We start from the raw sequence: 24,949 nt of genomic DNA, 5'->3' as shown, positions 1-24,949 counted from the left end.
GCGGTAATTGCCTTACCTACAGGACACGGACAACCATATCCCTTGCCAGAATGTTGCGCAGCGCAGAGACCCGAGCGACGGGTCCCTACGCGATCCAACTTTGACTACTTAACGATTGTCTCGTCTTTCACAAACATGTTGGCCCAAGCCCGATCCACAAGGTCTGGTGACATTTGATAGGGAATGCCCTCGAACTCACAGATTGAGATCATCTGATCGATCAGGAAGATTGGCTGATAGTTCGCATAGACATTGTCGATCTCAGGGTACCTCACCTTGAGCAGATGCACCAAGGTCGCTTCATCAAGCGGCATGCCGCGCTTTTTGGCGACCATTGCAAAGATCTTGAGGAAGTTTTCCTGGTTGGGACCGTCAATCTTGATCTTGAAGAAAATCCGGCGCAGGGCCGCTTGGTCGAAGATTTCATTTGGGTGAAAGTTGGTAGAGAAGATTACAAGCGTATCAAACGGCACCTCAAATTTTTCACCTGATTGCAGCGCCAGAATGTCTTTGCTTTCCTCAAGCGGAACGATCCATCGGTTGACCAGCGCCTGCGGCGGTTCCGCCTGACGGCCAAGGTCGTCCACAATAAAAATACCACCGGTTGATTTCAACTGAAGCGGGGCTTGATAAGTTCGCGCTGTAGGGTTGTACACAAGATCGAGCATGTCGAGGCTCAATTCACCACCTGTAATGACGGTTGGGCGCTCGCATTTCACATAGCGCGCGTCAAAACCCTTGCGCTTGCGCAAAGAATTTGGGTCTTCTGCTTCTTCCGGCACAGCGGCGTGCACAATCGGGTCATAAACAGTAATGACCTGACCGGAATATTCGATTGCGCGGGGCACATAGACATTGTCACCAAGCGCGTCGCGGATGCCGTTCGAAATCGAAGACTTACCGTTTCCGGGCGGGCCATACATCAGGATCGAACGCCCGGCAGATACCGCTGGCCCAAGCTGGTCCAACAGCATGTCAGGCAAAACCAGATGGCCCATCGCGCCAGTCAACTGATCGCGGGTGACCTGAATGTTACGAATCGACTGGCGCTTGACCTGTTCCTGATAAACTTCGAGCGGCACAGGCATAGCGCCGAAATATTCTGACTGCGCAAGTGCGTCGAGTGCACGCGCCTTTCCCTGTTCGGTCAGTTGGTAGCCCATCTCATTGCCATTGTTGGCATTCAGCGTACCTGTCGCCTCCAAGAGCCTTTGGGTACGCGCCAAGTCCACAAGCTCTTGCGTCACTGGGATCGGCAGGCACACCGCTTTTGCCAGATCAGTCACCATGTCGACGTTTTTACGGAACATGGTTTTGAGAATGATGTCGCGCATCATAACAGTCGAAAGTTTCATGTCTTCCAGCCGGTTAGGGGCCGGCGGGGCCATGATGTTGGCGGTTTGCATGTTCATTTTGCGTGCCTCAATTACCTGATCGATCTCGCGCGTGAGCGCGCATTAATCAGGACAATACTGTGCGAAAATGGCGTAAATCAGGCACCATTAAGGGCGCCAAGGCACAGATAAGCGGCGAGGGTTGGGCCAAGAGCTAATCCCATTGGAAAGCGTTTGCGTTCCGTCCAGCTCGCCCAGTGGGGAGCTATGCGGCGCAGCGGCGATACCCGCGCCAAGCGATGCGTAAAAAACGCCGCAAGCATCAGAGCAGCAAACAAAATCATCACTGTTTGCCAATCGCCAAGAGCGACGAAAGGCGCAGCCGCAGCACAGAACTTTGCATCTCCCGCCCCCATCGCGCCAGCCGCGTTGAGCATGATCCCCGCAAACAGGACCAAGCCGACATGAGCCAACCGCCAAGCGTATGCTTCAAGACTTGGCAAAACCAGCGGTCCCAGCAGGACAAAGACCGCACCCAATACGAGCACGGCCTTGTTGGTGATCTTCATAAAGGCCAGATCGGTATATGCAACGTATAGGCAAATGGGCAGCACAAACGGCAAGAACCAAAGCGCCTCGAATGCAGTGATGGCCATTATTCAGCCGGGCGTATTCAGCGCTTCCAGCGCACGTGCCGCTGCATCAAAGTGCTGCGGGTGGGTATCTACAGCCTCTTTCAACATGCCCTTGCCCAGTTCGGTATCGCCTTGCTTGATCGCCGAAAGCGCCATGGTGTGCAAAAGCTGCGCACGTTCGGCTTGCGTCATCGGGACGACGGGCAAAGTGTATTTTCGTTGCGCGCTGCGGGCCAGTACAAGGTTGTTCTTTGCTGTGAACAAAGTGTCGTCTTGCCGAACCGCTTCGCCAAAAAGCCTTTCAGCTTCTTTGAAGTCGCCGCGCGTCAGTTTCGAATACCCCCAGTTGTTGAAGACACCGGCGGGTGTCGTGGTCAGCCCTACGGCGATCTCGTAAAAGCTGTCCGCCTTTTTCCAGTCTTTGTTGCTGTCGGCAATCATTGCTTCCAGCCTGTACCGGTCAAAGGTTTCGAAAGTAGGGGGAACAGTGTCTAATGTGGTTTCGGCCTTGGCCCAATCACCGGACCGGATCAATGCATCCGCATATTTTACTTTGTCACCATTGCCTGAATCGGGATGCTCTGTCGCGCTTTTCCAAGCCAATGCTGCTTCTGGATACCGCTTTGCTCTGACATATGAATTTGCCAAGTTGCGGCGCAGATCGAGACGATCGGGATTGTCTTTCAGTGTCCGCGAAAAATAAGACACAGCTTCGTTCGGATCAGCCACGGTCAACATGATGTCCGACAAGTTGGACTCTTCGATCACGTTCACGTCCTGAAAGGCGCGTTCTACTGAATCTTCGTCTTTTTCTTCGGCACAGCCTGCTACAAGAATAATACCCGCCAAACCGGCGGATAGGATATATGGGTGGCGCATCTTTGGCGTCCTTTTACTGCTCTGACCTTCATCTTGGTGTCGCCTCGATCGTGAATTGAGTACTACCGCGACGCACCAGCTTATATTCGCTGTCTTGTTTTGCAGGTAGTGTAGCAGAGTTTTCCATTTTTGCGAGCGCTAAGCGCAGATTGTCCCTTATTTCGACGCTTTCCCCATTACTGAGCGCAAACGCCCGCTTGAATATTTGAACGGCCTCCGACGTTTGACCCTTTTCCATCAACAAAACACCGAGGTTGTTGAAATCGACAGGTGCTGCGTCTTCGCGTTCTGCCGCCTGTCGCAAAAGATCCTCTGCAGTGCCTAACCGCCCCAACCCAAGGTTTGCAGTGCCCAAACCGGAAAGAATTTCGGTATCCAGCGCGCCACGATCCAAGGCCGCGCGATTGAACGCCTTTATGGCTAGCTCATATTCACCGGCAGCAATCAGGCGATGCCCAACTTCGGCGGGATCAACCCCGCTGCGGGCTTCGGCGCGAACATCGACCCCGGGGGCGAAAACATCATCTCCTGAACCGGAAAAGCCGCCCGTGCTATCACAGGCGGCAAGACCGATTATCAGTGTCAGGCAGGTGGCCCCTCGTGGGGCCCACCCTGATCCTTTTGTCATTACCCGGCGCCCAGTTTACCCAGCTGTGTAATACCGTGGACCGACGGACCAACGAGAATGATCAGCAACGGCGGAACGGTGAGCATCATTGTGGCAAGGGTCATCTTGGTTGGCAACTTGTTTGCGGCCTCTTCAGCGCGCATAACGCGTTTGTCGCGCATCTCACCAGCGTAAACCCGAAGTGCTTCGGCAATCGACGTACCAAACTGCTGCGACTGGTTTAGCACGGTCACAAAAGATGAAACGTCCTGTACGCCACAGCGTTCGCCAAAATCGTTCAAGACGGTGGTCTTTTCCTTACCGGCCTTCATTTCATAGGCCACGACATCAAACTCTTGCGCAAGGGCAGGGTAGGAGGCGTGCAATTCCTTGGCGACGCGCACGATACACTGATCCAGCGATTGGCCCGCTTCGACGCATACCAGCATCATGTCGAGGCTGTCTGGAAAACCGTGCACGATCTGCTCTTTGCGCGCATCGACACGACGGCGTACCCAGTAGACCGGCAGATAATATCCGATTGCACCTGGGATAATGGTGTAAACCATCATTTTTTGTGTGGAAAATCCTTCACCTGCGCCCAAGAGATTCAACCAGACAAAAGCGAGAATTAGGCCCAGAATACCCAGCGCGAACTGGGCAAAGTGGAACATGCGAACGGCGTCCTGGCTTTGATAACCGGCTTGACGCAGTTCCATCTGGCGCTTGCTGAGCTCGGCGACATCCTTCGGTTCGAGAAACGAGGCGAACTTTTCAAGCTGTTCATTGCGCCCGCCCTGCCTCAGTTTCTGCATGGGCTGGTCCGTTGTCGGCGCTTGTTGCTGCCGTTTCAGCTTGGTCATCGGGTCTTCGGGTTCCGACAGCATGATCGAGACCGTCAGGACCACCATAATAAGGCCAACGGTGCCCAGCAGGATCATAGGACCAAGCGGACCAAGGTAGGCGACGATTGTTTCGTGGATGTTTGCAATCATGTCCATGGAAGTGTCTCCTTACACCTTGATGTCGGTCAGAATGCGCATGACCAAAAGGTTCACAGCGAGGAAGATACCGACGACAAAGCAAGCCGGAATAAAGAATGGGTGGTCGCGTACTTCGTCGTAGTAGTTAGGGTCGCTGACGTTGATGACGATCAGACACACGATCGGGAAGCCGGACAGGAATTTGCCTGACCATTTTGCTTCGGCGGTAATCGCTTTCACTCGACGGAACAGGCGGAACCGGGCCCGGATCACCTTGGAAAGACCGGCGAGGATCTCGGCGAGGTTACCACCGGAGGTTTGCTGAATGCTCACGGCAACGGCCAGAAAGCGCAAATCCTGCATGTCGAGCCGTTCGGCCATCTCTTTCAGGGCGTCGCCGATATCTCGACCATAAGCCGCCTCATCCGCGATAATACCCATTTCAGAGGCCAGCGGATCCTGTACCTCCTTTGATACGATTTGCACTGATGACGAAAACGGGTGACCGACGCGCAAAGAGCGCACCATCAATTCCACCGCATCGGGCAATTGTTCTTCGATCATCGAAAGGCGCTTGTTGGCCTTTGAGTTGACCCAGAAGTACACCGCGCCCACGCCGATACCAACTGCCATCACGATGCGTACCGGCAGCGATGTGCCCGTGCCTACGGTCAGACCGAGAAAAGCGACACCTGCCAAAAGACCCATAATCATCACCAACTGGCGCGGTGAGAAGGCAATGGCCGCCTTTTGCGCTTTTTCGCCCAAAAGCGAATAAAGCGGTATCGACTTCGTTTTCATGTGCTGCTGCATTTCCTTGCGCAGCTTTTCCAGCACTTCTTCGCGATTGGTCCCCTTGTCCAGCATCTCAAGCCGGCGGTTAACCTTGCTGTTGAGGCTGATGGACTTGCCGAAGGTGACCAGATAGAGCCCCTCGACGAGCACAAGCACGGCGACAAAGATCAGGCCATAGATAATTGGTTCAATACTCATGATTCCCGATCCTTATTGAGCAGCAATGGGTTCGTAGATGGATGGTGGCAGATCGTAACCCCACAAACGGAAGCGCTCGGCATAGTGCGAGCGCACGCCCGTGGCGGTGAAATGCCCGATGATCTTGTTGTCTGGCGTCAATCCGACGCGCTGGTAGCGGAAGATTTCCTGCATTGAGATGACTTCGCCCTCCATACCGGTGATTTCGGTGATCGAAGTCATGCGGCGCGAACCGTCCTGCAAACGCGAGGCCTGCACAATCAGGTTCACAGCAGAGGAAATCTGACTGCGCACCGCTTTGATCGGCATCTCAATGCCGGCCATAGCGATCATGTTTTCCAGTCGCGAAATACCGTCGCGCGCAGAGTTCGCGTGGATCGTGGTCATCGAACCGTCGTGGCCGGTGTTCATGGCCTGAAGCATGTCGATAACTTCTTCGCCACGCGTTTCGCCGACGATGATGCGGTCCGGGCGCATCCGAAGCGCGTTTTTCAGACAGTCGCGCGGTGAAACTTCGCCCTTACCTTCCACGTTCGGTGGTCGGCTTTCCATGCGGCCCACGTGGGTCTGCTGCAGTTGAAGTTCCGCAGTATCCTCGATGGTCAGGATGCGCTCCGCATTGTCGATAAACGACGAAAGCGCGTTGAGCGTTGTTGTTTTACCAGAACCGGTACCACCCGACACGATTACGTTAAGGCGTGTCGCCACAGCGGCCTGTAGATAGGCTGCCATTTCTTCCGTGAAAGCGCCAAAGTTGACAAGGTCATCAATGCCGAGCTTGTCTTTCTTGAACTTACGAATGGAGACAAGGCTGCCATCCACGGCCACTGGCGGGACCATTGCGTTAAAACGCGAGCCGTCTTTGAGACGCGCGTCAACGTAAGGGTTGGATTCATCGACACGTCGTCCGACTGCAGACACAATCTTGTCGATGATACGCAGAAGGTGGCGCTCATCCTTGAAGGTGACGTCCGAAAGTTCGAGCTTGCCGTCACGCTCGACAAAGATCTGTTGCGGGCCGTTGACCAGAATATCGTTGACTGTGTCGTCTTTCAGCAGCGTTTCGAGCGGTCCAAGACCGGTTACCTCGTCGTAAAGCTCTGAAGTCAGCGTCTGGCGGTCTTCACGGTTAAGCACGATACTTTGCGCTTGCAGGTGTTCAGAGGCGATTGCACTGATTTCCTGCCGCAAATCCTGCTCTGTCGCTGTTTCAATAGCTGACAGGTTGAGGTTGTCGAGCAGAACGCGGTGCAAATCCAGCTTGATCTCCCCCATACGCTCTTTGCGTTTGCGCTCCTTGTCCAGGGGCGCGACCTGAGCGGGAGACATCGGCGCTTTTTTACGAATTAGATTGGTCGCCGCCTCTGCCTTGGGCTTTTCCATCGGTGTGACCTTTGGAGCCGCTTCGTCTAATGCGACGGGGGCGGGGGCCTTGTCTTTTTTGTACTTAGAAAACATGCGCGATTTCCTTTATCGGATCAGGCTGCTTGAACGTCGTTCTTGCCGAGCTCGTGGATCGACAGTGCGAGTTTTGAAATTTCACGGCGCAAGGGGTTCTTGGCCGCCGACAAAGCGAGGGGAAGGCCATGGTCCGCCCCTTGGGTAATTGGCTTGCCACCGTCCGGCATATGCACGTCAATCGAAATGCCAAGGCTTTCCGCCATGCGTTTGACGCGGCTCTTGCCGTTGAGATCGGTGAATTTGGGCGCCCGGTTCATCACGTAGCGCAGCTTTTCGACCGGTAGCTCTTCGGACTGTAGCGCGCGTTTGAAGCGCAGAGTGTTTTGTGCAGACCGCATGTCCAGTTCGACCATCGCAAAATAGACATGCGCTGCGTTCAGCACCGCTTCAGACCAGCTGACAAGAGTGGACGGCATGTCGACGACCACGTAATCAAAGTGGCGGCGCGCGGTTTCCAGAATGCGGTTGATGTCATCGGCACCGATGAGATCCAGGGGCAGCATGTCTGTTGGCGCTGTCAGCACCTGCAGCTTTTCCTGGAAGGTCAGCAATGACTGGCCAAAGATTTCGTCATCCATACCTTCGGTGTCGGAAAGCATGTCATACACCACTTCGCGACGTGGAAGGTCGAGGTAGGTTGCGACCGATCCATACTGGAGATCGAGGTCGAGCAGGCACACACTCGGTTCTTCGTCCTTAGTCTGGGTCGCCAGTTCCCACGCGAGATTCACCGCCATTGTGGTAGAGCCTGTCCCGCCGGCCAATCCATGCACGACGATCACGGCGCCTTCCTTTTGCATACCGGACTGCAGTTGCGGCGCTTGTGCGGCAAGTTGCTCGGCTGCGCGGACGCGTTCGATTGCTTCGGCCAATTCGTTTTCGGGGAGAGGGTAGGGAACGAATTCGTCCGCACCCTGACGCAGCAGCGTATGCAAAGACGCCGGGGTCACATCCTCGGCAATCAGGATCACTTTGATCTTACGCTTTTTGGCTTGCTTGATGATTTCACCCAGCATGCCGAGGTTTTCCTCGTCGGTTTCGTCAATGGCGAGCGCGATAAATTCCAGCGCTTGAGCCTCTGGCTGGCCAAAAAACGACAGAACTTCTGAGAAACCCAGATCGCCCCAGTTTTCGCCTAGGGCCAATTCCATGTCTTCAATCAACAAATCAAAGTTTTGAACATCCCGGCTGACGGTGCAGGCCGCGATTAAGTTCATATCGGGTTGTGGCATTGTGCTGCTCATTGCCTCATAATCCTTTGCTACGCGAGGCTGTGCAGAGGCGGGTTTTCCACTGTTTCCAGATCATCCGCTTTATCCCTACGACGCCCCCGCCCGGCGAAAACCACCGGACATAAGTGTCCCATTGGAGGGAAAGTCGCAGTGAACTTGGGCGAGATTAGGGCTTAATCCGGCTAATTGTTGGGTATCTAAACACAATGGTCCTGCGACTTGGTCATTGTCGAAATCGTCCCAAAACCGGTTTTCCAATAAAAAAGGCAGAGCCGAAGCTCTGCCTTTTTCCGAGGTAGGGCAGTGTGCCGTTATTCGCTTGATGCTGCCTCCACCGTGTCTTTCTCGACAGCGCTGCCCACATAATCGCGGTAGATGATCGAGGCGTATTTGCCATCGAGACGACCATCGCAGTGCACACGGTAGACAGGGTTGTTGTAGGTGCTCTTTGGATCGAGAACCACAACCGGATCGCCTGCGCCTGCGCCTTTGGCTTTGGCAAAACCTGTTCCGTTGGATTTGCAGGTTTGCACAAGTTGGTTGTGCAGGGTTGCGCGTCCAAAGTCACCGGTCTCAAGCTGAACGCCTGCTTCGCGGTAGAAAGTGCCGTAGATACCTGGCTCTGATGCGCAGCCTGCGAGGGCGACAAGACCAGTCAGGAAGGCGACGGTGCGGGTGTGTTTTTTGACGTTGCTCTGCATCGGATCACTCCATCACGTAACCGTAGGAACCGGAGAAGTCTTGTTGAGCAACTTCACCTGCAGCACCACCGGCTTTGATTGTTTTGACCGTGTGGCCGTTGAGGAACAGATCAGCCTCGGTAGGTGGCTTGATCCGGTCGGTTGGCAGAGCCAACGCTTCGCCTCGTGTCGGGCTCACAAGGTGGGCCGTTACGATGATGACAAGCTCGGTTTGCTGACGCTCGTATTCGGAGCTGCGGAACAATGCACCAAGGATCGGCACGTCGCCAAGCCATGGCACCTGAGCCGCTGCATCGGCGAAGTCATCTTCGAGAAGCCCCGCGATTGCAAAGCTTTCACCGTCGCGCAATTCCACAGTGGTCGACGTTTCGCGGCGTTCGAATGCAGCGATGGCAAAACCGTCTTCTGTGGTGACACTATTAGACAGATCCGGCTTCGATGTGGCGGCAGAGAGCTGCAAGTTGATGAGGTCACCGTCTACAACGCGCGGAACGAAGTTCAGCTCGATGCCGAAGGGTTTGAATTCGACGCTGATGTCGCCTTCGTCAGAGATCGGCACCGGATACTCGCCACCGGCAAGGAAGTTTGCTTCCTGGCCCGAGAGAGCAACAAGGTTCGGTTCGGCCAGAGTGCGTGACATCCCTTTTTGTTCAAGGGCTTCAAGCAAAAGACCGACTTGGAACGACCCTACGTCAAACCCGAACCGGATTGCGCCTCCAGCGCCGGCGAAGTTGCCCGCGGTGCCGTTGCCAAGCGCGGTACCATTGGGGCCGCTGATGGCGTTTGTGTTGTTGCCTGTAATCGGCCCGTCGCTGAACGACAGCGAGCTTTGCAGCGATTTGGAGACCGAACGGCTCATCTCTGCAAAACGAACTTTCAGCATAACTTGCTGAACGCCGCCAACCGACATCAGGTTTGATACACGGTCGGGCGCGTAGCGTGCGGCCAGTTCCAATGCGCGGCTCAGTCGTTGCGCGCTGGAAACAGTGCCGGAAAGCACGATCCCGTCGTTTGCTGTGCGGACTTCGATCTGCTCACCTGGCAGGATCTGGCGAAGCCGCTCTTTAAATTCGGTAAGATCCGGCGCCACGCGTACTTCTACGTTCGTAATCAGCGCACCTGCCGCATCCAGAAGGGTCAGCGTTGTAATTCCGGGTACTTTACCCAAAACGTAAATGCTGCGATCCGAAAGCGACGAGATATCCGCGATGCCGGGGTTTGCGATGCTCAGTTCTGCAAATGGCACCTCGCTTTCCACAACAACAGCGCGGTTTTGCGCCACGTTGAGGGTAGATTCAGTGTCTTTCGCAATTACTCGCAACGTTTGAGCATGAGCAACACCGGCCCCGGTTAAGGCCAGCGGACTCACGCTGATTGCCAGCCCTAGGAGAGCTGTCTTCCATAGTTTCATAATGTTCATGTGACCTGCCCTTTTTGATCACGCCTCGGTTTCGGGTCTAGTGCCCGGGTATGCGCTACTGTGCGCGGGTTTTGATTTTTTTGCAATAATCAACGGGTTCCGTGGCGTTGTTGCTGTGGATAAATGGCAACACGCTGAAATTGAAAAAGGCGCCGCCCGACGGGCAGCGCCTTAGTAACATGTTGGTTTATATTAGTTTGTGCAGGGGATCGGGATCGCTACAACCTCTGCGCCGCGACGGGTTCGAATAGAGCAAACACGCTTTTTTGGTGCGGCTGCTACTGGTTCTGGAACCGTCAGACCCAGCAACGACACCTGATTGACTTCGATCTCTTCCACCTCGGTGTCGTCTCCAGCGCCAACCAGCGACAGCGACAAACGACCCGTCGATTGAGCTTGTGCAAGGGCCGCTACCTGTTCTGGGCTGGCCTCTACAGTGACCGTGCGCGCGATGCGTGCGCCGTTGATCTGGTCATCGTTCTGGTCGACCGCAATGAGCCGCACAGCAGATTCAATCAGTTTGGTGACTTCCTCACGGTTGCCCGCAAGGTTCACGGCACCAGTCCAATACACATCAACCTTGTCGCCCGGACGCAGGAAGCCGGAAACACCCGTTGCAACGTCAACGCGGATCGCAAAGGCGCGCATGCCTTTCTCTAGACGCGTGGTCAGTCCGATGTCTTCGCCGGGCTCCGTGACCTTCACCTTCATCAAAGCCTCGTTCGGCTCCATCGGGCGCACGATCAGGCGGTGCTCCTCGCTTTCCTCGGGGAAGATAACAGCCTTGTCTGAGAAACTACCGCTTGGAACGGCATCGACGGGCCAGCGAACGGGGCGCACGTCTCCGGGCTTGAGTACGTCACCATACTTAAGCGCCTTTGTCGCCACGTAAACGGTTTGTGTCGGTACGATCTGGCGCTGCATTTCCTGCGCTTTGGCCAGCTCGTTTTGGTATTGGCCAATATAATCTTTGGCCATGTAAACGGCACCACCGGCAAGGCCCACGCCCGCCACCAGGACCATTCCGAAAATTACTCGCATGTCGTCACCTCATTTTGCAAGACCGCTCGATAAACCTCTGGAAGCGGTGGTTGTTCGTTGAGCAGCGTGCTCTGTGAATGTGGCAATTTCAGGATTGCCTAATGTCTAATGCGGGGCAGGATGTTCGAATTGTGCGCGTCCGTGAGACAGTCTTTGACCAGCCAAAACCGCGACAAGGCGCGGTGGTGTCGGCGTTCGTACACCTGCGGAATTCATTGCGTCAGTTGGTGGAGCGGGAACCACGCCTTCTGCGTGTCGTGCAACGGCAGGATCGCTTTGCGTCTCTGCGCGCGAAGTTCCACCCAAAGTTTAGTCGGCAGGGGCGCCTGTGTCGTGGATGTTCCGGCCTGCCGCGGCTTCTGGATCCTGAGCTGCCAAATAATCAGCGGTCAAATTGCTCAGGCTGGCAGAGTCGTTTTTGAGTTCAACAATGAATGCAATGCACATACCAGCAACGGCGGCGGTCAATACGACCCAGTCCACGGTAATCGCACCGTCCTCGTTTTTGGCGAAACTCTTCAAATATGAAAACATTGTAACGTCCCTCTAGATGCGAATACTTTTTCATAAAAGAGGGCCGCGTCCTGCAAGAGAAGGCGGCCCCCGATTTTCTAGCTCAAGCGCCGAGAATTAGTCGGCTGCTGGAACTGCTGCGTCGCCACCAGCGTCGGCACCAGCGTCGGCAGCACCGCCACCGTCTTGGATGTTGCCGCCAGCTGCGAGGGCTGGGTCTTGAGCGGACAGGAAGTCAGATGTCTTGCCTGTCAGTTCAGTCGCGCCACCTTCGATGGAGCTGTAAGCAGCAACTGCCAGACCAACAACAGCAGCTGTCAGTACAACCCAGTCAACCGTAACGGCACCGTCTTCGTCTTTGCGGAAGTTTTTGATAAATTTCATCATGGTATGTCCCTCCAAAGGATCACTTGATTTACGTACACTAACCTTGCCGTCCTTAGTGACCGTATCTCTCGTTGTGGTCCGTCCGACTTGGTATGGCGTCATATAGACGGGGGATTGGGGCATGAATTTGACAGCAAATGTGACTTTTCCTGCCGACGCCTTAAAAATTGGAAACTTTTTATTAAGCCGCTGTTTATAATGGATTTAAAATTTGTTCTGAGGGGGTGAACCGGACAAAACAGGGGGGATTGTGGCGAAATCGCCGCCTTCATGCACCGGATTCTCTGGTCAGAATGGGCAAGCTCTGCAATAAGGAGCTTATAAAACAATGCAAACGAGGCTCGAGCAGGTCCAATGCATGTACTTTTTTCCGCAGCGATGGTCGCAGCGATCATTGTCGCATCTCCTTTAGCGGCTGAAACACCTGCGCCATTTCCAGACTTCAGCGCCAAACGGGTGGGGGTGCCAAAATCGGGCACCAAACGTTTGACCGTTCAGATTGATCCGGCAGAGCAAGCGGCTGTCCTCGATCGGATGGCACGGCGGGAACCGCCGGAAATCGTGACACCGGCGCCGTCACCGGAGTTGAACCCGGATGGCAGTATCCGGCGCGATATCGGATCATATGGATGGTTCTGGAAACGTATATCACCTGCACTAAGCGATTCCGGACCCGGTCGCCTGTTCAGTGCGATGGACGTCATCACCGGCATTGGCGAGGTTCCGCAACCAAGATTGCAGCATATGCAGAACATTGCGCGCACCAACGGGATCGACATCCTGCGATCAACAGTTGGCACCCGTGTGTCACCAGCGTTGGTTCTGGCTGTGATCTCGGTGGAATCGGCAGGCAAGTCTGATGCTGTCAGTCACGCCGGTGCAACGGGCCTGATGCAACTGATGCCTGCCACTGCGGAACGCTTTGGTGTAACCGATATCCGGTCACCCAGTCAGAACATCAGTGGTGGCGTTGCATATCTTGATTGGCTGATGGAAGAGTTTGATGGCGATCCGATCATGGTTTTGGCCGGATATAATGCCGGTGAAGGATCGCTGCGCAAGTACAAGGGCGTGCCTCCCTTTGCGGAGACACGGGATTACGTGCCCAAGGTACTCGCCGCGTTTCAGGTCGCGAGAGGCCTTTGCCTGACACCGCCGGAACTCGTTTCAGACGGCTGTGTGTTTGCCGGACTTAACTGAGTTTGAAGCCGTGTGCCCATTCGCGGCGACGGTCGCAACATGCGTTCACCATAGGCCGCAGCGGTGCGAGCCTGGCGGTTTTGTCCCTTGCGCTGATGATCAGTTGCTTAACCAAGGCGTGCCGCGCTGCATCTGAACCGCGCAAGGCCTAGGTCATTCCGATTTTGGCCCGCGAATACGAACGATGTGTTGTTTTAAAGTGTGCAGACCTCGTTTCGGCACCGTCACGTGACAGCACACGAATGGCTATTGTGCCATAGACCGCGCAGTTTATCCCGTTGTCAGACGATCGTCGCTTCGGTTGCGTCCCGCAACTCCTGCTCTGTCACGCCGTCTGCGCATTCCACGATCCGCAAGCCGCCATCGACCACATCAAGAACACCCAGGTTGGTAATGATCCGGTCAACCACGCCTTTGCCGGTGAGGGGCAGGGTACATTCTTTCAGCACTTTGCTGTCACCGTGTTTGTTTGTGTGGTCCATCACGACGATAACCCTGCCGACACCTGCAACGAGATCCATTGCACCACCCATGCCTTTGACGAGCTTGCCGGGGATCATCCAGTTCGCAAGATCGCCATTTTCAGCAACTTCCATCGCGCCGAGAATTGCTGCAGCGATTTTGCCGCCGCGGATCATGCCAAAGGACGTGGCGCTGTCAAAATAAGATGTGCGCCGCAGTTCAGTGATCGTTTGTTTGCCAGCGTTGATCAGATCAGGGTCTTCGTCTCCTTCGAGCGGGAAGGGGCCCATACCTAGCATGCCATTCTCTGACTGCAGCGTGATATCCTTGTCGCCCACGTAATTCGCGACGAGCGTCGGAATGCCAATCCCGAGGTTCACATACATGCCGTCTTCAAGCTCTTCAGCCGCGCGCGCGGCCATCTGGTTTCGATCCCAGGGCATAACTCGTCCTTTTAGTCGGTGACTGACGCGCCCGCTGGCACGTCTATGGTAATGAAGCTGCCAGCCGCGCCACGGCCCAGATGCAAAGTTCCCTCCAGCCCTTCAATCAGACCGGTAATCACACGACCTCCCATAGTTTCGCGGCTTGGCCACGCCACTTTGGAGGGTATGCCGATTCCATCGTCGGAAAGGATCAGGCGCAAACCGCCCGCGCTTAACTGAGACATGCGAATCTCGACCAGCCCCGAATCCATCCGCTCAAAGGCGTGTTGGAATGCATTGGTCAAAAGCTCGGAAACCACAAGGCCAACACGCGTTGCTACCTCAATCGGCACCTCAAGGGGTTCGATCTGCATGTTCATGCGTATGCCGGGGCGGCCTTCGCTGTGCGCAATGGCGCTGGCGAGACGCGAAATAAAACTGCCCATCTGGATCGAATCGCGATTTGATTGCTGATCAGACAGTTTCATCTCTTCGTAAAGCAACTGGAGCGTCTCAACACGACGGGCGAGGGCCACGTAGTCGTCCGGCACAGAGGTTGCTGCAGTCTGCTGACGGATCATGCCAACGATCATCGACATGTCTGACCGAACGCGGTTTTGCACTTCCATCAGCTGCTCGTTGATCGAACCTTTCTCCGCTTCACGTTCTTCCGAGGTCAGCTCTTTCTGGAACGCGATGAAATATTCGGTCTTCCCGCTTTTGTCTTTGATCGGCGCTATAATGATGCGGTTCATAAACGGCGCGCCATTGGCTTTGTAATTGAGAACGTCGAGGCTGACGGTATCTTCGGACTCGATTGCCGCGCGCATGCGATCAACCGATTGTTTGTCCGTGTCCTCACCTTGCAGAAAACGGCAGTTCCGTCCGATAGACGCGGATCTGGCATACCCGGTGGATCGGGTAAATGCCTCGTTTACATAGACGATCGGATTGTCATCCAGATTTGGGTTGGTGATGATCATAGAGACATCGGCACGCGTAAAACTGTCGAAGCCCCGGTCGTCAAACGCGAGGTCTGCGTTGCTTAAGTTCTCTTCAGTTCCAAAAGACGTATCAGCCATGCAAAGCCTCAGGCGGCGCGTGTTGTTCGTTGTTCGATGCGTTTTTCATGCTCGCCCTGTATCAGGCGGTGCACGTAAATACCGGGAAGATGAATCTGATCTGGTTCAAGGCTGCCAAGCGGCACGATCTCTTCAACCTCGGCCACGCAGATCTTGCCGCACATTGCGGCCGGAGGGTTAAAGTTGCGGGCGGTCTTACGGAACACAAGGTTGCCCGTTTCGTCCGCTTTCCATGCTTTCACGATGCTCAGATCTGCAAAGATACCTTCTTCGAGGATGTAGGTCTCGCCATTGAAATCCTTGTGCTCCTTGCCCTCTGCAATCACGGTTCCCACGCCGGTTTTTGTGTAAAAGCCGGGAATACCGCATCCGGCTGCCCGCATGCGCTCGGCCAATGTCCCCTGCGGATTGAACTCCAGTTCCAACTCGCCGGAGAGGTATTGCCGCATGAATTCTGCGTTCTCGCCCACGTAAGACGAGATCATCTTTTTCACCTGCTTTGTCTGCAAAAGGATGCCAATGCCGAAATCATCCACACCTGCATTGTTCGACGCAAACGTCAGATCTTTGGTGCCAGCTTCCTTGATCGCCTGCAGCAACAACTCGGGGATGCCGCACAGTCCGAACCCACCGGCGGCAATTAACATGCCGTCATGCAAAATGCCATCAAGCGCCTCTGACGCTGATCCATAAACTTTTTTCATGTTGCTTCCTTGCGTCCGGGTGGCAGTCCGGAAGTTTTTGTCCCTCAATCGCTACGCCGTAGCTGAATTCTTCAATTAGCTTAAGCTACGTCCCTGAGTTTCACAACCCTATGTGCATGTGCAACATACTGCAGAAAGGTGAGGAAAAGCTGGCGCTTACGCCGTCTTTTTGACTGTGGTTTTCTTTTTGGTGGCCGTCTTTTTGGTTGCTGTTTTGCGGCGTCCCTTACCTTTTTTGGCTGCCTTTTCCTCGATCAACTCTACGGCTGCTTCCATCGTAAATTCAGCAGGATCGCTGTCTTTCGGGAGGGTGGCGTTAATCTTGTCCCATTTCACGTAAGGCCCGTATTTGCCTTCCATAATCGCGACAAGCCCGCCTTGATCAGGGTGTTCACCCAACTCTCGAAGTGTTTTTGCCGGCTGCCCGCGGCCTCCACGGCTCGCGACTTTTTCAGCCAGCAATTGCACCGCGCGGTTCATCCCGACAGTCCAGACTTCATCAATGCTTTCAAGGTTGGCGTTGGTGCCTCCCCGTTCCGATGTGGATGCGGCATGCTTCAGATATGGGCCGTATCGCCCGATATTTGCCCAAACTGGTACACCGTCTTCGGGGTGAGGGCCGATCTCGCGCGGAAGCGACAAAAGCTTTACCGCCTGTTCCAGATCCAAATTCTCCGGTGGCCAGTCCTTTGGGATCGACTGTCGGGGCGGTTTTTTGTTGTCGTCTGTGACTTCGCCGCGTTGGACATAAGGCCCGAAACGTCCTTTGAACGCGAATATCTTGTCGTCGGAATCTTCGCCAAGAAATTTGCCTTCTGGCGGAATGCCGCTGTCGTCTTCTTGGCCGGGGGGGCCGAAGGCGCGGGTATATCTGCACTCCGGATAATTGGAACACCCGATAAAAGCGCCACCAGATCGCGCGGTGCGCATGGACAACCGGCCGGCGCCGCAGTTCGGGCACAGACGCGGATCAGTTCCGTCGGCGTTTGGCGGGAATAGGTGCGGTTCCAGCACCTCGTTGATCTTTTCAAGAACCTCGGTGATCCGCAAATCTGCCGTCTCTGCGACCGCGGCTGAGAAATCGCGCCAGAATCGCCCCAGCACTTCTTTGTAGTCCGCGTTACCGGCACTGACCGTGTCCAGTTGGTCTTCGAGGTCCGCTGTAAAGTCGTAGCCGACGTATTTACGGAAGTAGTTCGTCAAAAAGGCGGTCACCAACCGTCCCTTGTCCTCGGGGATCAGGCGATTCTTTTCTTTCCGGACATATTCGCGGTCTTGGATTGTCGTTACGATAGAGGCATAGGTCGATGGTCGGCCTATCCCCAATTCTTCCATGCGTTTGACCAACGTCGCCTCGGTGAAGCGGGGAGGCGGTTGCGTAAAATGCTGTTCGGGCGTGACGCTGCGCTTGTCCATTGCATCCCCCTGATCGATCTGGGGAAGCCGTTTGTCGTCATCATCGACAACCACATCGTCGCGGCCTTCCTCGTAAACACGCAAAAACCCATCGAACATCATCACCTGACCTGAGGCGCGCAAGCCGACTTGCCCGTCTTCCGAGGCGATCTCGACCGTGGTGCGCTCCAGACGGGCCGCTTCCATCTGGCAGGCCAGCGTGCGCTTCCAGATCAGGTCATAAAGCTTGCGCTGGTCGGCATCGGAGGTCTTCAGGTCCTCCGCTTTGGTCATCATGTCTGTTGGGCGCACGCATTCATGCGCCTCTTGCGCGTTCTTGGCTTTGTTTTTGTACATGCGCGGTTTGTCCGGCACGTAGTTTTCGCCATAAAGCGTTTTGATCGCTTCCCGGGCCGCGGTCACCGCTTCGGGTGCCATATCGATGCCATCGGTTCGCATGTAAGTAATATAGCCGGCCTCATACAGGCGCTGGGCTGTGCTCATTGTCTGACGCGCGCCCATGCCGAACTTTCGGCTCGCTTCTTGCTGCAGGGTCGAGGTCATAAAGGGGGCAGATGGATTGCGGCTTGCTGGCTTGGCCTCAACTGAGGTGACGTTGAGATCCCTGCTTTGAATGGCCTGCACGGCCATTTCCGCCTGAGTCCCGTTCTCGATGTCATATCGGTCGAGTTTATTGCCTGCCAGAACTGTCAGACGTGCCTCGAACTCCTGACCGCGCGGAGTTGCCAACAAAGCTTTCACCGACCAGTACTCGCGGGCGCGGAAGGCCTCGATCTCCATTTCCCTCTCGACGATCATGCGCAGGGTCACGGATTGCACACGACCGGCAGACTTGGCACCGGGCAACTTGCGCCACAGCACTGGGCTGAGATTGAAACCAACAAGGTAATCAAGTGCGCGGCGGGCCAGATATGCCTCGACCAGCGGCATGTCTACCTGGCGGGGGTTCTTCATTGCGTCGGTGACAGCGGATTTGGTGATCGCGTTAAAGACCACGCGGCTGACCGGTGTGTCCTTTTTGATCGACTTCCTCTTGGTTAGCGCCTCGTGCAGGTGCCAGCTGATTGCCTCGCCTTCACGGTCGGGGTCAGTCGCCAGAATCAGTGCGTTGTCTTCCTTGAGCGCATCGGCGATCGCTTTGACATGCTTGCGGCTGTCGGACGCCACTTCCCACTGCATTTCAAAGCCGTCATCGGGATCGACAGAACCATCCTTGGGCGGCAGATCTCGCACGTGGCCATATGACGCCAAAACCGTGTAGTCCTTGCCCAGATAGCTGTTGATGGTTTTTGCTTTTGCAGGAGATTCGACAACAACAACCGGCATGAAATAGAGTACCTCTGAGCGCAAATGTGACGTGTCTATGGCCGTGACAGAGGTGGGGCGCAAGCAAATATTTTCAATGGCGCGAAAGACCATCGGTGAAACGACCCTGGCGCTGAACGACGAATGGCCGGTAAAACAGAGCAACTGACGATGCTGATCAGATCATTGATATTATTCATTTTATTGCTGCCAAACCATGCTGTTGCGCAAAGCTGGTATGAACCCGCCAGAGGGTCCGCAGAACGTGTGGAGTTGCTTGATGCCCTGCGTCCATTTGCCGAGTTCGTTGTTGGTCCGCCGGTGGAATTTGTCGTCAGCAGTCTGCGCATTTCGGGCGATGTGGCCTTTGTCAGCGCCACAGCACAACGGCCTGGAGGGGCGCCGATCAACCCCGTGGAAACGCCGGCATATCGCCGCGGCGCGCATGACCCGGTTGCCGGAAATCTTGATCGTTATCACGCGCTATTCGTGAAATCATTCGGCGTCTGGCAGGTCAAGCATCGCAGTTATGACGCGCAGGATGTGTGGTGGTCTGATCCCGCGCTCTGCGCGAGGTTCGCCCCTGTCACGCCCGAGGTGTGCTAAAACCAATTTACCCCCGAGACAGTAGCCCGCCGGCTTGCCGCTTTATCTGTCCGTCCAGTTCCAGATCGAGCAAGGCGGGCGCTGCTTCTGATGCAGTAACCGACAGGTCACGGAGCAGCTGGTCTTCGGCAACTGGTGCCGGGCTGAGGCGGGATAGAATCTGTTGGTGCAGTCTGGCGACCTGACGGAGATGTTTTTTGACAGGAGCGGGGGGCCGCTCTGGTTGCTGTGGCGCGGGCGTCAGGGGAAGATCTGCCTGCACCGGGTGCAGTGGTGCCAGCGCCTCCAGCACGTCATCGGCAGAACGGACAAGTGTCGCGCCGTCGCGGATCAACTGATTGCATCCCGCAGCACGGGCATCCAGCGGATTGCCCGGCACCGCCAACACATCACGCCCCTGATCGAGCGCATCGCGCGCTGTGATCAGGCTGCCGGATTTGCTGGCGGCCTCTACCACGACGGTTGCGGCACTCATCCCAGAAATAATCCGATTGCGTGCCGGAAAATGACGCGCCATGGGCTGCAAACCCATGGGTTGCTCTGAAACGCGTAAACCCTGAACCGCTATGGATGCGGCAAGGTCCGCATTTTCTGCCGGATAAATTACGTCAACACCGCCTGCCAGCACCGCGAGTGTTCCGGTTTGCAGTGTTGCCAGATGCGCTGCCGCATCGACGCCGCGCGCCAGACCCGACACCACGACGTAGCCTTCAGCACCCAGATCTTGGGCCAGTTTTTTTGCCATGCGAGTCCCGAGCGAGGATGCGTTGCGCGCACCGACAAGCGCGATCATGGGACGGTGCAGCAAGGATGTGTCACCGATCACCCACAGAAAGGGCGGCGCATCCTCGATCTCGGCAAGCTGGGCTGGGTATGCGGCTGTTCCTTCACATACCAGTTGTGCGCCGGCAGCGCGCGCGGCGTTGAGTTCGGCCTGTATGACTGCCTCGGGGCAAATTTCGTAAGACTCAACGCCCGCGGCGCGCGCCACCTCGGGCAGCGCGGCCAGCGCGTTCTGCGCGGTGCCGTGTTCAGTCAGTAGTCGTTTGTACGTCGTTACACCAACCCGGCGCGAGCGCAAAAGACGGAGACGAGAAAACCTGTCATCTTCCGAGGTGGGTGGGAGTGGGGGGTGAGTGGAAGAAGGATCGTGGTCCTTTTCAGTCATCCCGGCCTCCGTCTGTTGCAGAATCAGTTTTAAGTTCTCTTGGTTAACAAGCTATGAACTGATGCGGCGCAGACACTCGCTATTTATGGGGAGGCAGGCCCGTTCAGGCTGCGGCTCCTCCGACGGTCAAGCCCCCGATCATAAGCGTCGGCTGGCCCACGCCCACCGGTACCCATTGCCCGGCTTTTCCGCAGTTGCCCATGCCCGGATCCAGAGCCATGTCATCGCCGATGGCCCTAATCTGTTTGAGCGCGGTCGCCCCGTCACCGATCAGCGTCGCACCTTTGACCGGTGCGCCGATTTTACCATCTTTCACCCGATAGGCCTCGGTGCAGGAAAAGACGAATTTGCCGTTCGTAATGTCCACCTGACCGCCGCCAAAGCCGACGGCGTAAATACCGTCTTTCAGATCCGCAACAATGTCTTCGCGGGTCGCGTCACCGCCCAGCATGTAGGTATTCGTCATGCGCGGCATCGGTGCGTGCGCAAAGCTTTCGCGGCGCCCGTTGCCAGTTGGCGCGACGCCCATCAGACGCGCGTTTTGACGGTCTTGCATGTACCCAACCAGAATACCGTCATCAATCAGGACGTTCTTGCCTGACGGTGTCCCTTCATCGTCAATCGTGATCGAACCGCGTCTATCCGGGATTGTTCCGTCATCAAGAACAGTAACACCTTTGGATGCGATACGTTCGCCCATCAGACCGGCAAAAGCCGAAGAGCCCTTTCGGTTGAAATCGCCCTCCAGCCCGTGGCCGATGGCCTCGTGCAACAAAATGCCGGGCCAGCCCGGGCCCAATACCACGTCCATAACTCCGGCAGGCGCGGGGATCGCTTCGAGATTGACGAGCGCCACGCGCAGCGCTTCCCGTGCCTTGGCCTGCCAGTCGGCAGGGTCTATCAGGCCGTCAAGGCCGACGCGTCCGCCACCGCCGGCGGAGCCCGCCTCGCGGCGACCGTCTTTTTCGACAATCACCGACACGTTGACGCGCGTCATCGGCCGGGTGTCACGCAGATGCTGACCGTCTGGGCGCAAAATCTCGATTTCCTGAAGGCTGGCTGCGATTGTGGCCGATACTTGAACCACCCGCTTGTCCAAATCGCGTAAAAAGCTGTCGATCTCGCGCAGGGTCTCGACCTTGACGGGAAAACTTGCCCCTGCAATCGGGTCCGCATCTGTGTAAAGGCGCTTGTTCGTCCGGTTGGGCGCATCCGCCCATGTCCCGCCGCCATCGCCCACGGCAAGACGTGCCGTTTCCGCGGCCCGTTTCAGTGCTGTTTCGGAAATGTCGGTGGAATGCGCGTATCCGGCGACTTCGCCACGCACCGCGCGCAGCCCGAACCCTTCAGCGGCGTCGTAGCTTGCCGTCTTTAACCGGCCATCGTCAAAAACAAGCGCTTCAGAGCGGCGTCTTTCGAAAAAGAGTTCCCCGTCATCTGCACCATCGGTCGCGGCACGCAGCACATTTAGCGCCGCATCCCTGTCCAGATTGTCCTTAAGGGGAGAGAATGGGGCGTCGCTCATGAAAAATGCTCCGGAAGTGGTGTTTATTTCGATAGAAGCGTCTGAATGACGCAAGCAGAACTCTTTATCTTGGCTTCAGAATATGATTGTTAGGACCAGAAATTCAACGGAGAGGGACGGTGCGCTACCAATCCCCTCTCACAATGCGCAACATGATCCAAAGATCAGCCTAAGATCAGGACGGCATATGACACGACTATTCACACTCGCGGGCCTCGCAGCCGGTTTCGGAGCCACGGCCGCGCAAGCGCAGGAAAACCTCGAAATTATTGGCGTTCCAGTGGACAAGGGCACCGGGTTTCAACCTGCTGTGACCGAACTGGCGTCAGATCTCCAGTGGCTGGACGGCATGATTCTCGTGATCATCACGATCATCACGCTGTTCGTAACCGCGCTGATGGGGTGGGTGATCGTACGCTACAATTCCAAGCGCAACCCCAACCCGGCGAGCTTTACGCACCACACGCCAATCGAGATTGCATGGACCGTAGTACCGATTGTCATTCTGGTTTTTATCGGCGCCTTTTCGTTGCCCGTTCTGTTCAAGCAGCAGGAAATCCCCGAGGCGGACATCACCATCAAGGTTACAGGGTATCAGTGGTACTGGGGCTATGAGTACGTTGACGAAGGGTTTGCCTTTGACAGCTACATGCTTGGTGCGCCCGCGACACTCAGCGAAGCAGACCGCCCCGATGACGCCAATGTGACGCCCTTCGTTCTGGACGAACACATGGAAGCCAAGCTGGTTGACGCGGGCTACTCGCGCGACGAATTCCTGCTGGCGACGGACACGGCAGTGGTGGTGCCTGTGGGCAAGACAGTCGTGATGCAAGTCACCGGTGCCGACGTGATCCACGCGTGGACAATTCCGGCGTTTGGCGTGAAGCAGGACGCCGTACCCGGCCGTCTGGCGGAGCTTTGGTTCAGCGCGGAAAAAGAAGGTATTTACTTTGGCCAGTGTTCTGAGCTGTGCGGCTTCTACCATGCGTATATGCCGATCACCGTGAAGGTGGTGTCCGAAGAGGCCTATCGAGTGTGGCTGGGCGAGGCGAAAGAGGAATACGCTGGTATTCCGCGCACCCGCGTTCTGGCTTCCAACTGACAGTAGGGCCGGCGCGTGATGCGGGCCGGCTATCAAACCTGAAACGGATTTGTGAATGGCCGATGTAAGTTACACATCAACACCGCAAGACAATGATGCGGAGCTTGGCGATTACTTCGCGCTGCTCAAACCACGCGTCATGTCACTGGTGGTGTTCACCGCTTTGGTCGGGCTTTTGGCCGCGCCGGTTGCTGTTCATCCGGTAATTGCTTTCGCCTCGATCCTGTTTGTCGCAATCGGTGCCGGGGCTTCCGGTGCGCTGAATATGTGGTGGGATGCCGACATCGACGCAGTGATGCGGCGCACGACGAAACGCCCGATACCGGCAGGTAAGGTCGAGCCGCGCGAGGCGCTTTACCTTGGCTGTGCTCTGTCGGGGCTGTCCGTGATGATGCTGGGCCTGTCGGCAAACTTGCTTGCGGCAGCGTTGCTGGCGTTCACAATTTTCTTTTACGCTGTGGTCTACTCGATGTGGCTCAAGCGATCGACACCGCAAAACATCGTTATCGGTGGTGCGGCGGGAGCATTTCCGCCGGTCATCGGCTGGGTCATTGCCACCGGTAGTTTCTCTCTTGAAGCATGGTTGATGTTTGCTCTCATCTTCATGTGGACACCTCCGCATTTTTGGGCGCTCGCCCTGTTCATGAAGTCTGACTACGACGATGCGGGTGTACCGATGCTGACCGTGACGCACGGGCGTCGCGCAACGCGCGTGCATATCATCGCCTATACCGTGTTGTTGGCGCTGCTCGCGGTCGGAACAGGCTTCACTGCTATTGGCGGGCCGGTTTACCTTGCCGTGGCCGTTGTCTTGAATGCGCTGTTCCTCAAAGGGGCGGTCGACATCTGGCGGCGGGATGAAAGCACGGCAGAGGCGGACGGCTACGTGGTGGAAAAGAAGTTCTTCCGCCTGTCGCTGTGGTATCTTTTTGCGCACTTCGGCGTCATCCTTCTTGAGGCCGCGCTGCGCCCGTTTGGATTGGGAGGTTGGTGAAAAATGGCACTTCGTGCGGAACATGAACTGCATAATCGCCGCCGGGGCCGCAATATCGGCGTCGGTTTGATGCTGGCCGGTTTTGTGGTGCTGGTGTTGGCGCTGACCTTTACCAAGGTCACCAACGGCGACTTTGAAATGCCTTCTGCATCGGAGCTGTCGCAATGATCCGATTTGAAGGGCCAGCCAAGACAGTGGCGCAGACCGTTGGCGTGGTGGTGCTGATGGGCGGGCTGGCTTGGGCTTCGGTACCTTTCTACGACTGGTTCTGCCGCGTGACCGGATTTGGCGGTGTGACCGGCGTATCTGATGTGGCCCCCGAAGACGTTCTGGACCAGACGATAACCGTTCGGTTTGACGGATCGCTGAACAACTACATGCCGTGGGAGTTCAAGCCCGTTGTGCGCGAAATGGAAGTGCGCATCGGGGAAACAGGGTTGGCCTTTTATGAGGCCTACAATCCGACGGATCGGCCCGTAGCCGGCTCCGCAAGCTACAACGTGACACCTTATCAGGCAGGTGGGTTTTTCAACAAGATCCAGTGCTTCTGTTTCGAGGAGCAGGTTCTGCAGCCCGGCGAGCGGGTGCAAATGCCGGTCACTTTCTATGTTGACCCGGAGATCGTGGACGATCGCGACGGCAAGCACATCCACACAATCACACTCAGCTACACCTTTTACGAAATCGACCTGCCGGAAGACACCGCAAACCTGCAGGACAGTGACGCAACGCCAGTTCAGACAAGTCTGAACTAAAGAATAATAAGGCAAGAGG

25 protein-coding genes are annotated in these 24,949 nt (G+C 56.0%); 6 read left to right on the top strand and 19 right to left on the bottom strand.

Going from position 1 to position 24,949, the window contains the following annotated elements; genetic code table 11:
* Window positions 1-104: 104 nt before the first annotated feature.
* The 13 genes from AC2D8V_RS09905 to AC2D8V_RS09845 all read right to left on the bottom strand — a co-directional run bounded on the left by AC2D8V_RS09905 (window position 105) and on the right by AC2D8V_RS09845 (window position 12,183).
* Complete coding sequence (locus tag AC2D8V_RS09905) at window positions 105-1,412, bottom strand: ATPase (RefSeq protein ID WP_484733362.1); 1,308 nt, start codon at window positions 1,410-1,412, stop codon at window positions 105-107.
* 80 nt (window positions 1,413-1,492) lie between these two features.
* Window positions 1,493-1,990, bottom strand: a complete 498-nt coding sequence (locus AC2D8V_RS09900) for a prepilin peptidase (protein WP_484733361.1) — start codon at window positions 1,988-1,990, stop codon at window positions 1,493-1,495.
* 3 nt (window positions 1,991-1,993) lie between these two features.
* On the bottom strand, window positions 1,994-2,848 hold the full coding sequence (locus tag AC2D8V_RS09895) for a tetratricopeptide repeat protein (protein ID WP_484733360.1): 855 nt from the start codon (window positions 2,846-2,848) through the stop codon (window positions 1,994-1,996).
* Window positions 2,849-2,876: 28 nt separating this feature from the next.
* Complete coding sequence (locus AC2D8V_RS09890; RefSeq protein ID WP_484733359.1) at window positions 2,877-3,476, bottom strand: tetratricopeptide repeat protein; 600 nt, start codon at window positions 3,474-3,476, stop codon at window positions 2,877-2,879.
* Complete coding sequence (locus AC2D8V_RS09885) at window positions 3,476-4,456, bottom strand: type II secretion system F family protein (protein WP_484733358.1); 981 nt, start codon at window positions 4,454-4,456, stop codon at window positions 3,476-3,478. Before AC2D8V_RS09885 ends, AC2D8V_RS09890 begins: the two co-directional genes overlap by 1 nt.
* Window positions 4,457-4,468: 12 nt before the next feature.
* On the bottom strand, window positions 4,469-5,431 hold the full coding sequence (locus tag AC2D8V_RS09880; protein ID WP_484733357.1) for a type II secretion system F family protein: 963 nt from the start codon (window positions 5,429-5,431) through the stop codon (window positions 4,469-4,471).
* 12 nt (window positions 5,432-5,443) lie between these two features.
* On the bottom strand, window positions 5,444-6,889 hold the full coding sequence (locus tag AC2D8V_RS09875; protein WP_484733356.1) for a TadA family conjugal transfer-associated ATPase: 1,446 nt from the start codon (window positions 6,887-6,889) through the stop codon (window positions 5,444-5,446).
* A gap of 20 nt (window positions 6,890-6,909) precedes the next feature.
* Window positions 6,910-8,136: a CpaE/TadZ family protein gene (locus AC2D8V_RS09870; RefSeq protein ID WP_484733355.1), complete on the bottom strand. Its 1,227-nt coding sequence runs from the start codon at window positions 8,134-8,136 to the stop codon at window positions 6,910-6,912.
* Window positions 8,137-8,435: 299 nt separating this feature from the next.
* Window positions 8,436-8,825: a hypothetical protein gene (locus AC2D8V_RS09865; protein ID WP_484733354.1), complete on the bottom strand. Its 390-nt coding sequence runs from the start codon at window positions 8,823-8,825 to the stop codon at window positions 8,436-8,438.
* Between the two features lie 4 nt (window positions 8,826-8,829).
* Window positions 8,830-10,245, bottom strand: coding sequence for a type II and III secretion system protein family protein (locus tag AC2D8V_RS09860; protein ID WP_484733353.1), 1,416 nt, complete (start codon window positions 10,243-10,245; stop codon window positions 8,830-8,832).
* A 192-nt stretch (window positions 10,246-10,437) separates the two neighbouring features.
* The gene (cpaB, locus tag AC2D8V_RS09855) at window positions 10,438-11,286 is read right to left on the bottom strand and encodes a Flp pilus assembly protein CpaB (RefSeq protein WP_484733352.1); all 849 of its coding nucleotides are present in this window, start codon (window positions 11,284-11,286) and stop codon (window positions 10,438-10,440) included.
* 309 nt (window positions 11,287-11,595) lie between these two features.
* Window positions 11,596-11,820: a hypothetical protein gene (locus tag AC2D8V_RS09850; RefSeq protein ID WP_484733351.1), complete on the bottom strand. Its 225-nt coding sequence runs from the start codon at window positions 11,818-11,820 to the stop codon at window positions 11,596-11,598.
* 96 nt (window positions 11,821-11,916) lie between these two features.
* The gene (locus AC2D8V_RS09845) at window positions 11,917-12,183 is read right to left on the bottom strand and encodes a hypothetical protein (protein ID WP_484733350.1); all 267 of its coding nucleotides are present in this window, start codon (window positions 12,181-12,183) and stop codon (window positions 11,917-11,919) included.
* Window positions 12,184-12,540: 357 nt separating this feature from the next.
* Between AC2D8V_RS09845 and AC2D8V_RS09840 the strand changes: the two genes are divergently transcribed.
* Window positions 12,541-13,386, top strand: coding sequence for a lytic transglycosylase domain-containing protein (locus tag AC2D8V_RS09840; RefSeq protein ID WP_484733349.1), 846 nt, complete (start codon window positions 12,541-12,543; stop codon window positions 13,384-13,386).
* Between the two features lie 281 nt (window positions 13,387-13,667).
* Here the strand turns inward: AC2D8V_RS09840 and AC2D8V_RS09835 are convergent, their stop codons facing one another.
* The 4 genes from AC2D8V_RS09835 to topA all read right to left on the bottom strand — a co-directional run bounded on the left by AC2D8V_RS09835 (window position 13,668) and on the right by topA (window position 18,801).
* Complete coding sequence (locus AC2D8V_RS09835) at window positions 13,668-14,291, bottom strand: 3-oxoacid CoA-transferase subunit B (RefSeq protein WP_484733348.1); 624 nt, start codon at window positions 14,289-14,291, stop codon at window positions 13,668-13,670.
* A gap of 11 nt (window positions 14,292-14,302) precedes the next feature.
* Window positions 14,303-15,355 (bottom strand): PAS domain-containing protein, encoded by a 1,053-nt coding sequence (locus AC2D8V_RS09830; protein WP_484733347.1) that lies wholly within the window; start codon window positions 15,353-15,355, stop codon window positions 14,303-14,305.
* An 8-nt stretch (window positions 15,356-15,363) separates the two neighbouring features.
* Window positions 15,364-16,059, bottom strand: coding sequence for a CoA transferase subunit A (locus tag AC2D8V_RS09825; protein ID WP_484733346.1), 696 nt, complete (start codon window positions 16,057-16,059; stop codon window positions 15,364-15,366).
* Window positions 16,060-16,215: 156 nt separating this feature from the next.
* The gene (gene topA / locus AC2D8V_RS09820; protein WP_484733345.1) at window positions 16,216-18,801 is read right to left on the bottom strand and encodes a type I DNA topoisomerase; all 2,586 of its coding nucleotides are present in this window, start codon (window positions 18,799-18,801) and stop codon (window positions 16,216-16,218) included.
* 123 nt (window positions 18,802-18,924) lie between these two features.
* Between topA and AC2D8V_RS09815 the strand changes: the two genes are divergently transcribed.
* Complete coding sequence (locus AC2D8V_RS09815) at window positions 18,925-19,386, top strand: hypothetical protein (RefSeq protein ID WP_484733344.1); 462 nt, start codon at window positions 18,925-18,927, stop codon at window positions 19,384-19,386.
* 7 nt (window positions 19,387-19,393) lie between these two features.
* Here the strand turns inward: AC2D8V_RS09815 and dprA are convergent, their stop codons facing one another.
* Both dprA and tldD read right to left on the bottom strand, forming a co-directional pair.
* Window positions 19,394-20,554, bottom strand: coding sequence for a DNA-processing protein DprA (gene dprA, locus AC2D8V_RS09810; RefSeq protein ID WP_484733343.1), 1,161 nt, complete (start codon window positions 20,552-20,554; stop codon window positions 19,394-19,396).
* A gap of 103 nt (window positions 20,555-20,657) precedes the next feature.
* On the bottom strand, window positions 20,658-22,079 hold the full coding sequence (gene tldD, locus AC2D8V_RS09805) for a metalloprotease TldD (protein ID WP_484733342.1): 1,422 nt from the start codon (window positions 22,077-22,079) through the stop codon (window positions 20,658-20,660).
* Window positions 22,080-22,266: 187 nt separating this feature from the next.
* On the opposite strand from tldD, the gene coxB reads away from it, so the two are divergent.
* Genes coxB through AC2D8V_RS09785 form a run of 4 tightly spaced genes read left to right on the top strand, consistent with a single transcriptional unit; the run spans window position 22,267 to window position 24,930 of the window.
* A complete protein-coding gene (gene coxB, locus AC2D8V_RS09800; RefSeq protein WP_484733341.1) occupies window positions 22,267-23,181 on the top strand; it encodes a cytochrome c oxidase subunit II in 915 nt (304 codons plus the stop codon).
* Between the two features lie 55 nt (window positions 23,182-23,236).
* A complete protein-coding gene (gene cyoE / locus AC2D8V_RS09795) occupies window positions 23,237-24,175 on the top strand; it encodes a heme o synthase (RefSeq protein ID WP_484733340.1) in 939 nt (312 codons plus the stop codon).
* A 3-nt stretch (window positions 24,176-24,178) separates the two neighbouring features.
* Window positions 24,179-24,343, top strand: a complete 165-nt coding sequence (locus AC2D8V_RS09790) for a cytochrome C oxidase assembly protein (protein ID WP_484733339.1) — start codon at window positions 24,179-24,181, stop codon at window positions 24,341-24,343.
* Window positions 24,343-24,930 carry a cytochrome c oxidase assembly protein gene (locus AC2D8V_RS09785; RefSeq protein WP_484733891.1) on the top strand — a complete coding sequence of 196 codons (588 nt, stop codon included), beginning with the start codon at window positions 24,343-24,345 and terminating at the stop codon, window positions 24,928-24,930. The genes AC2D8V_RS09790 and AC2D8V_RS09785 overlap by 1 nt, the downstream gene beginning before the upstream one ends.
* The last annotated feature ends 19 nt before the right edge of the window (window positions 24,931-24,949 follow it).

Source organism: Roseobacter sp. YIN89, from assembly GCF_057219365.1.
Note: the sequence above shows the minus strand (reverse complement) of the source record. Positions and strands in the feature narration are given on the sequence as shown.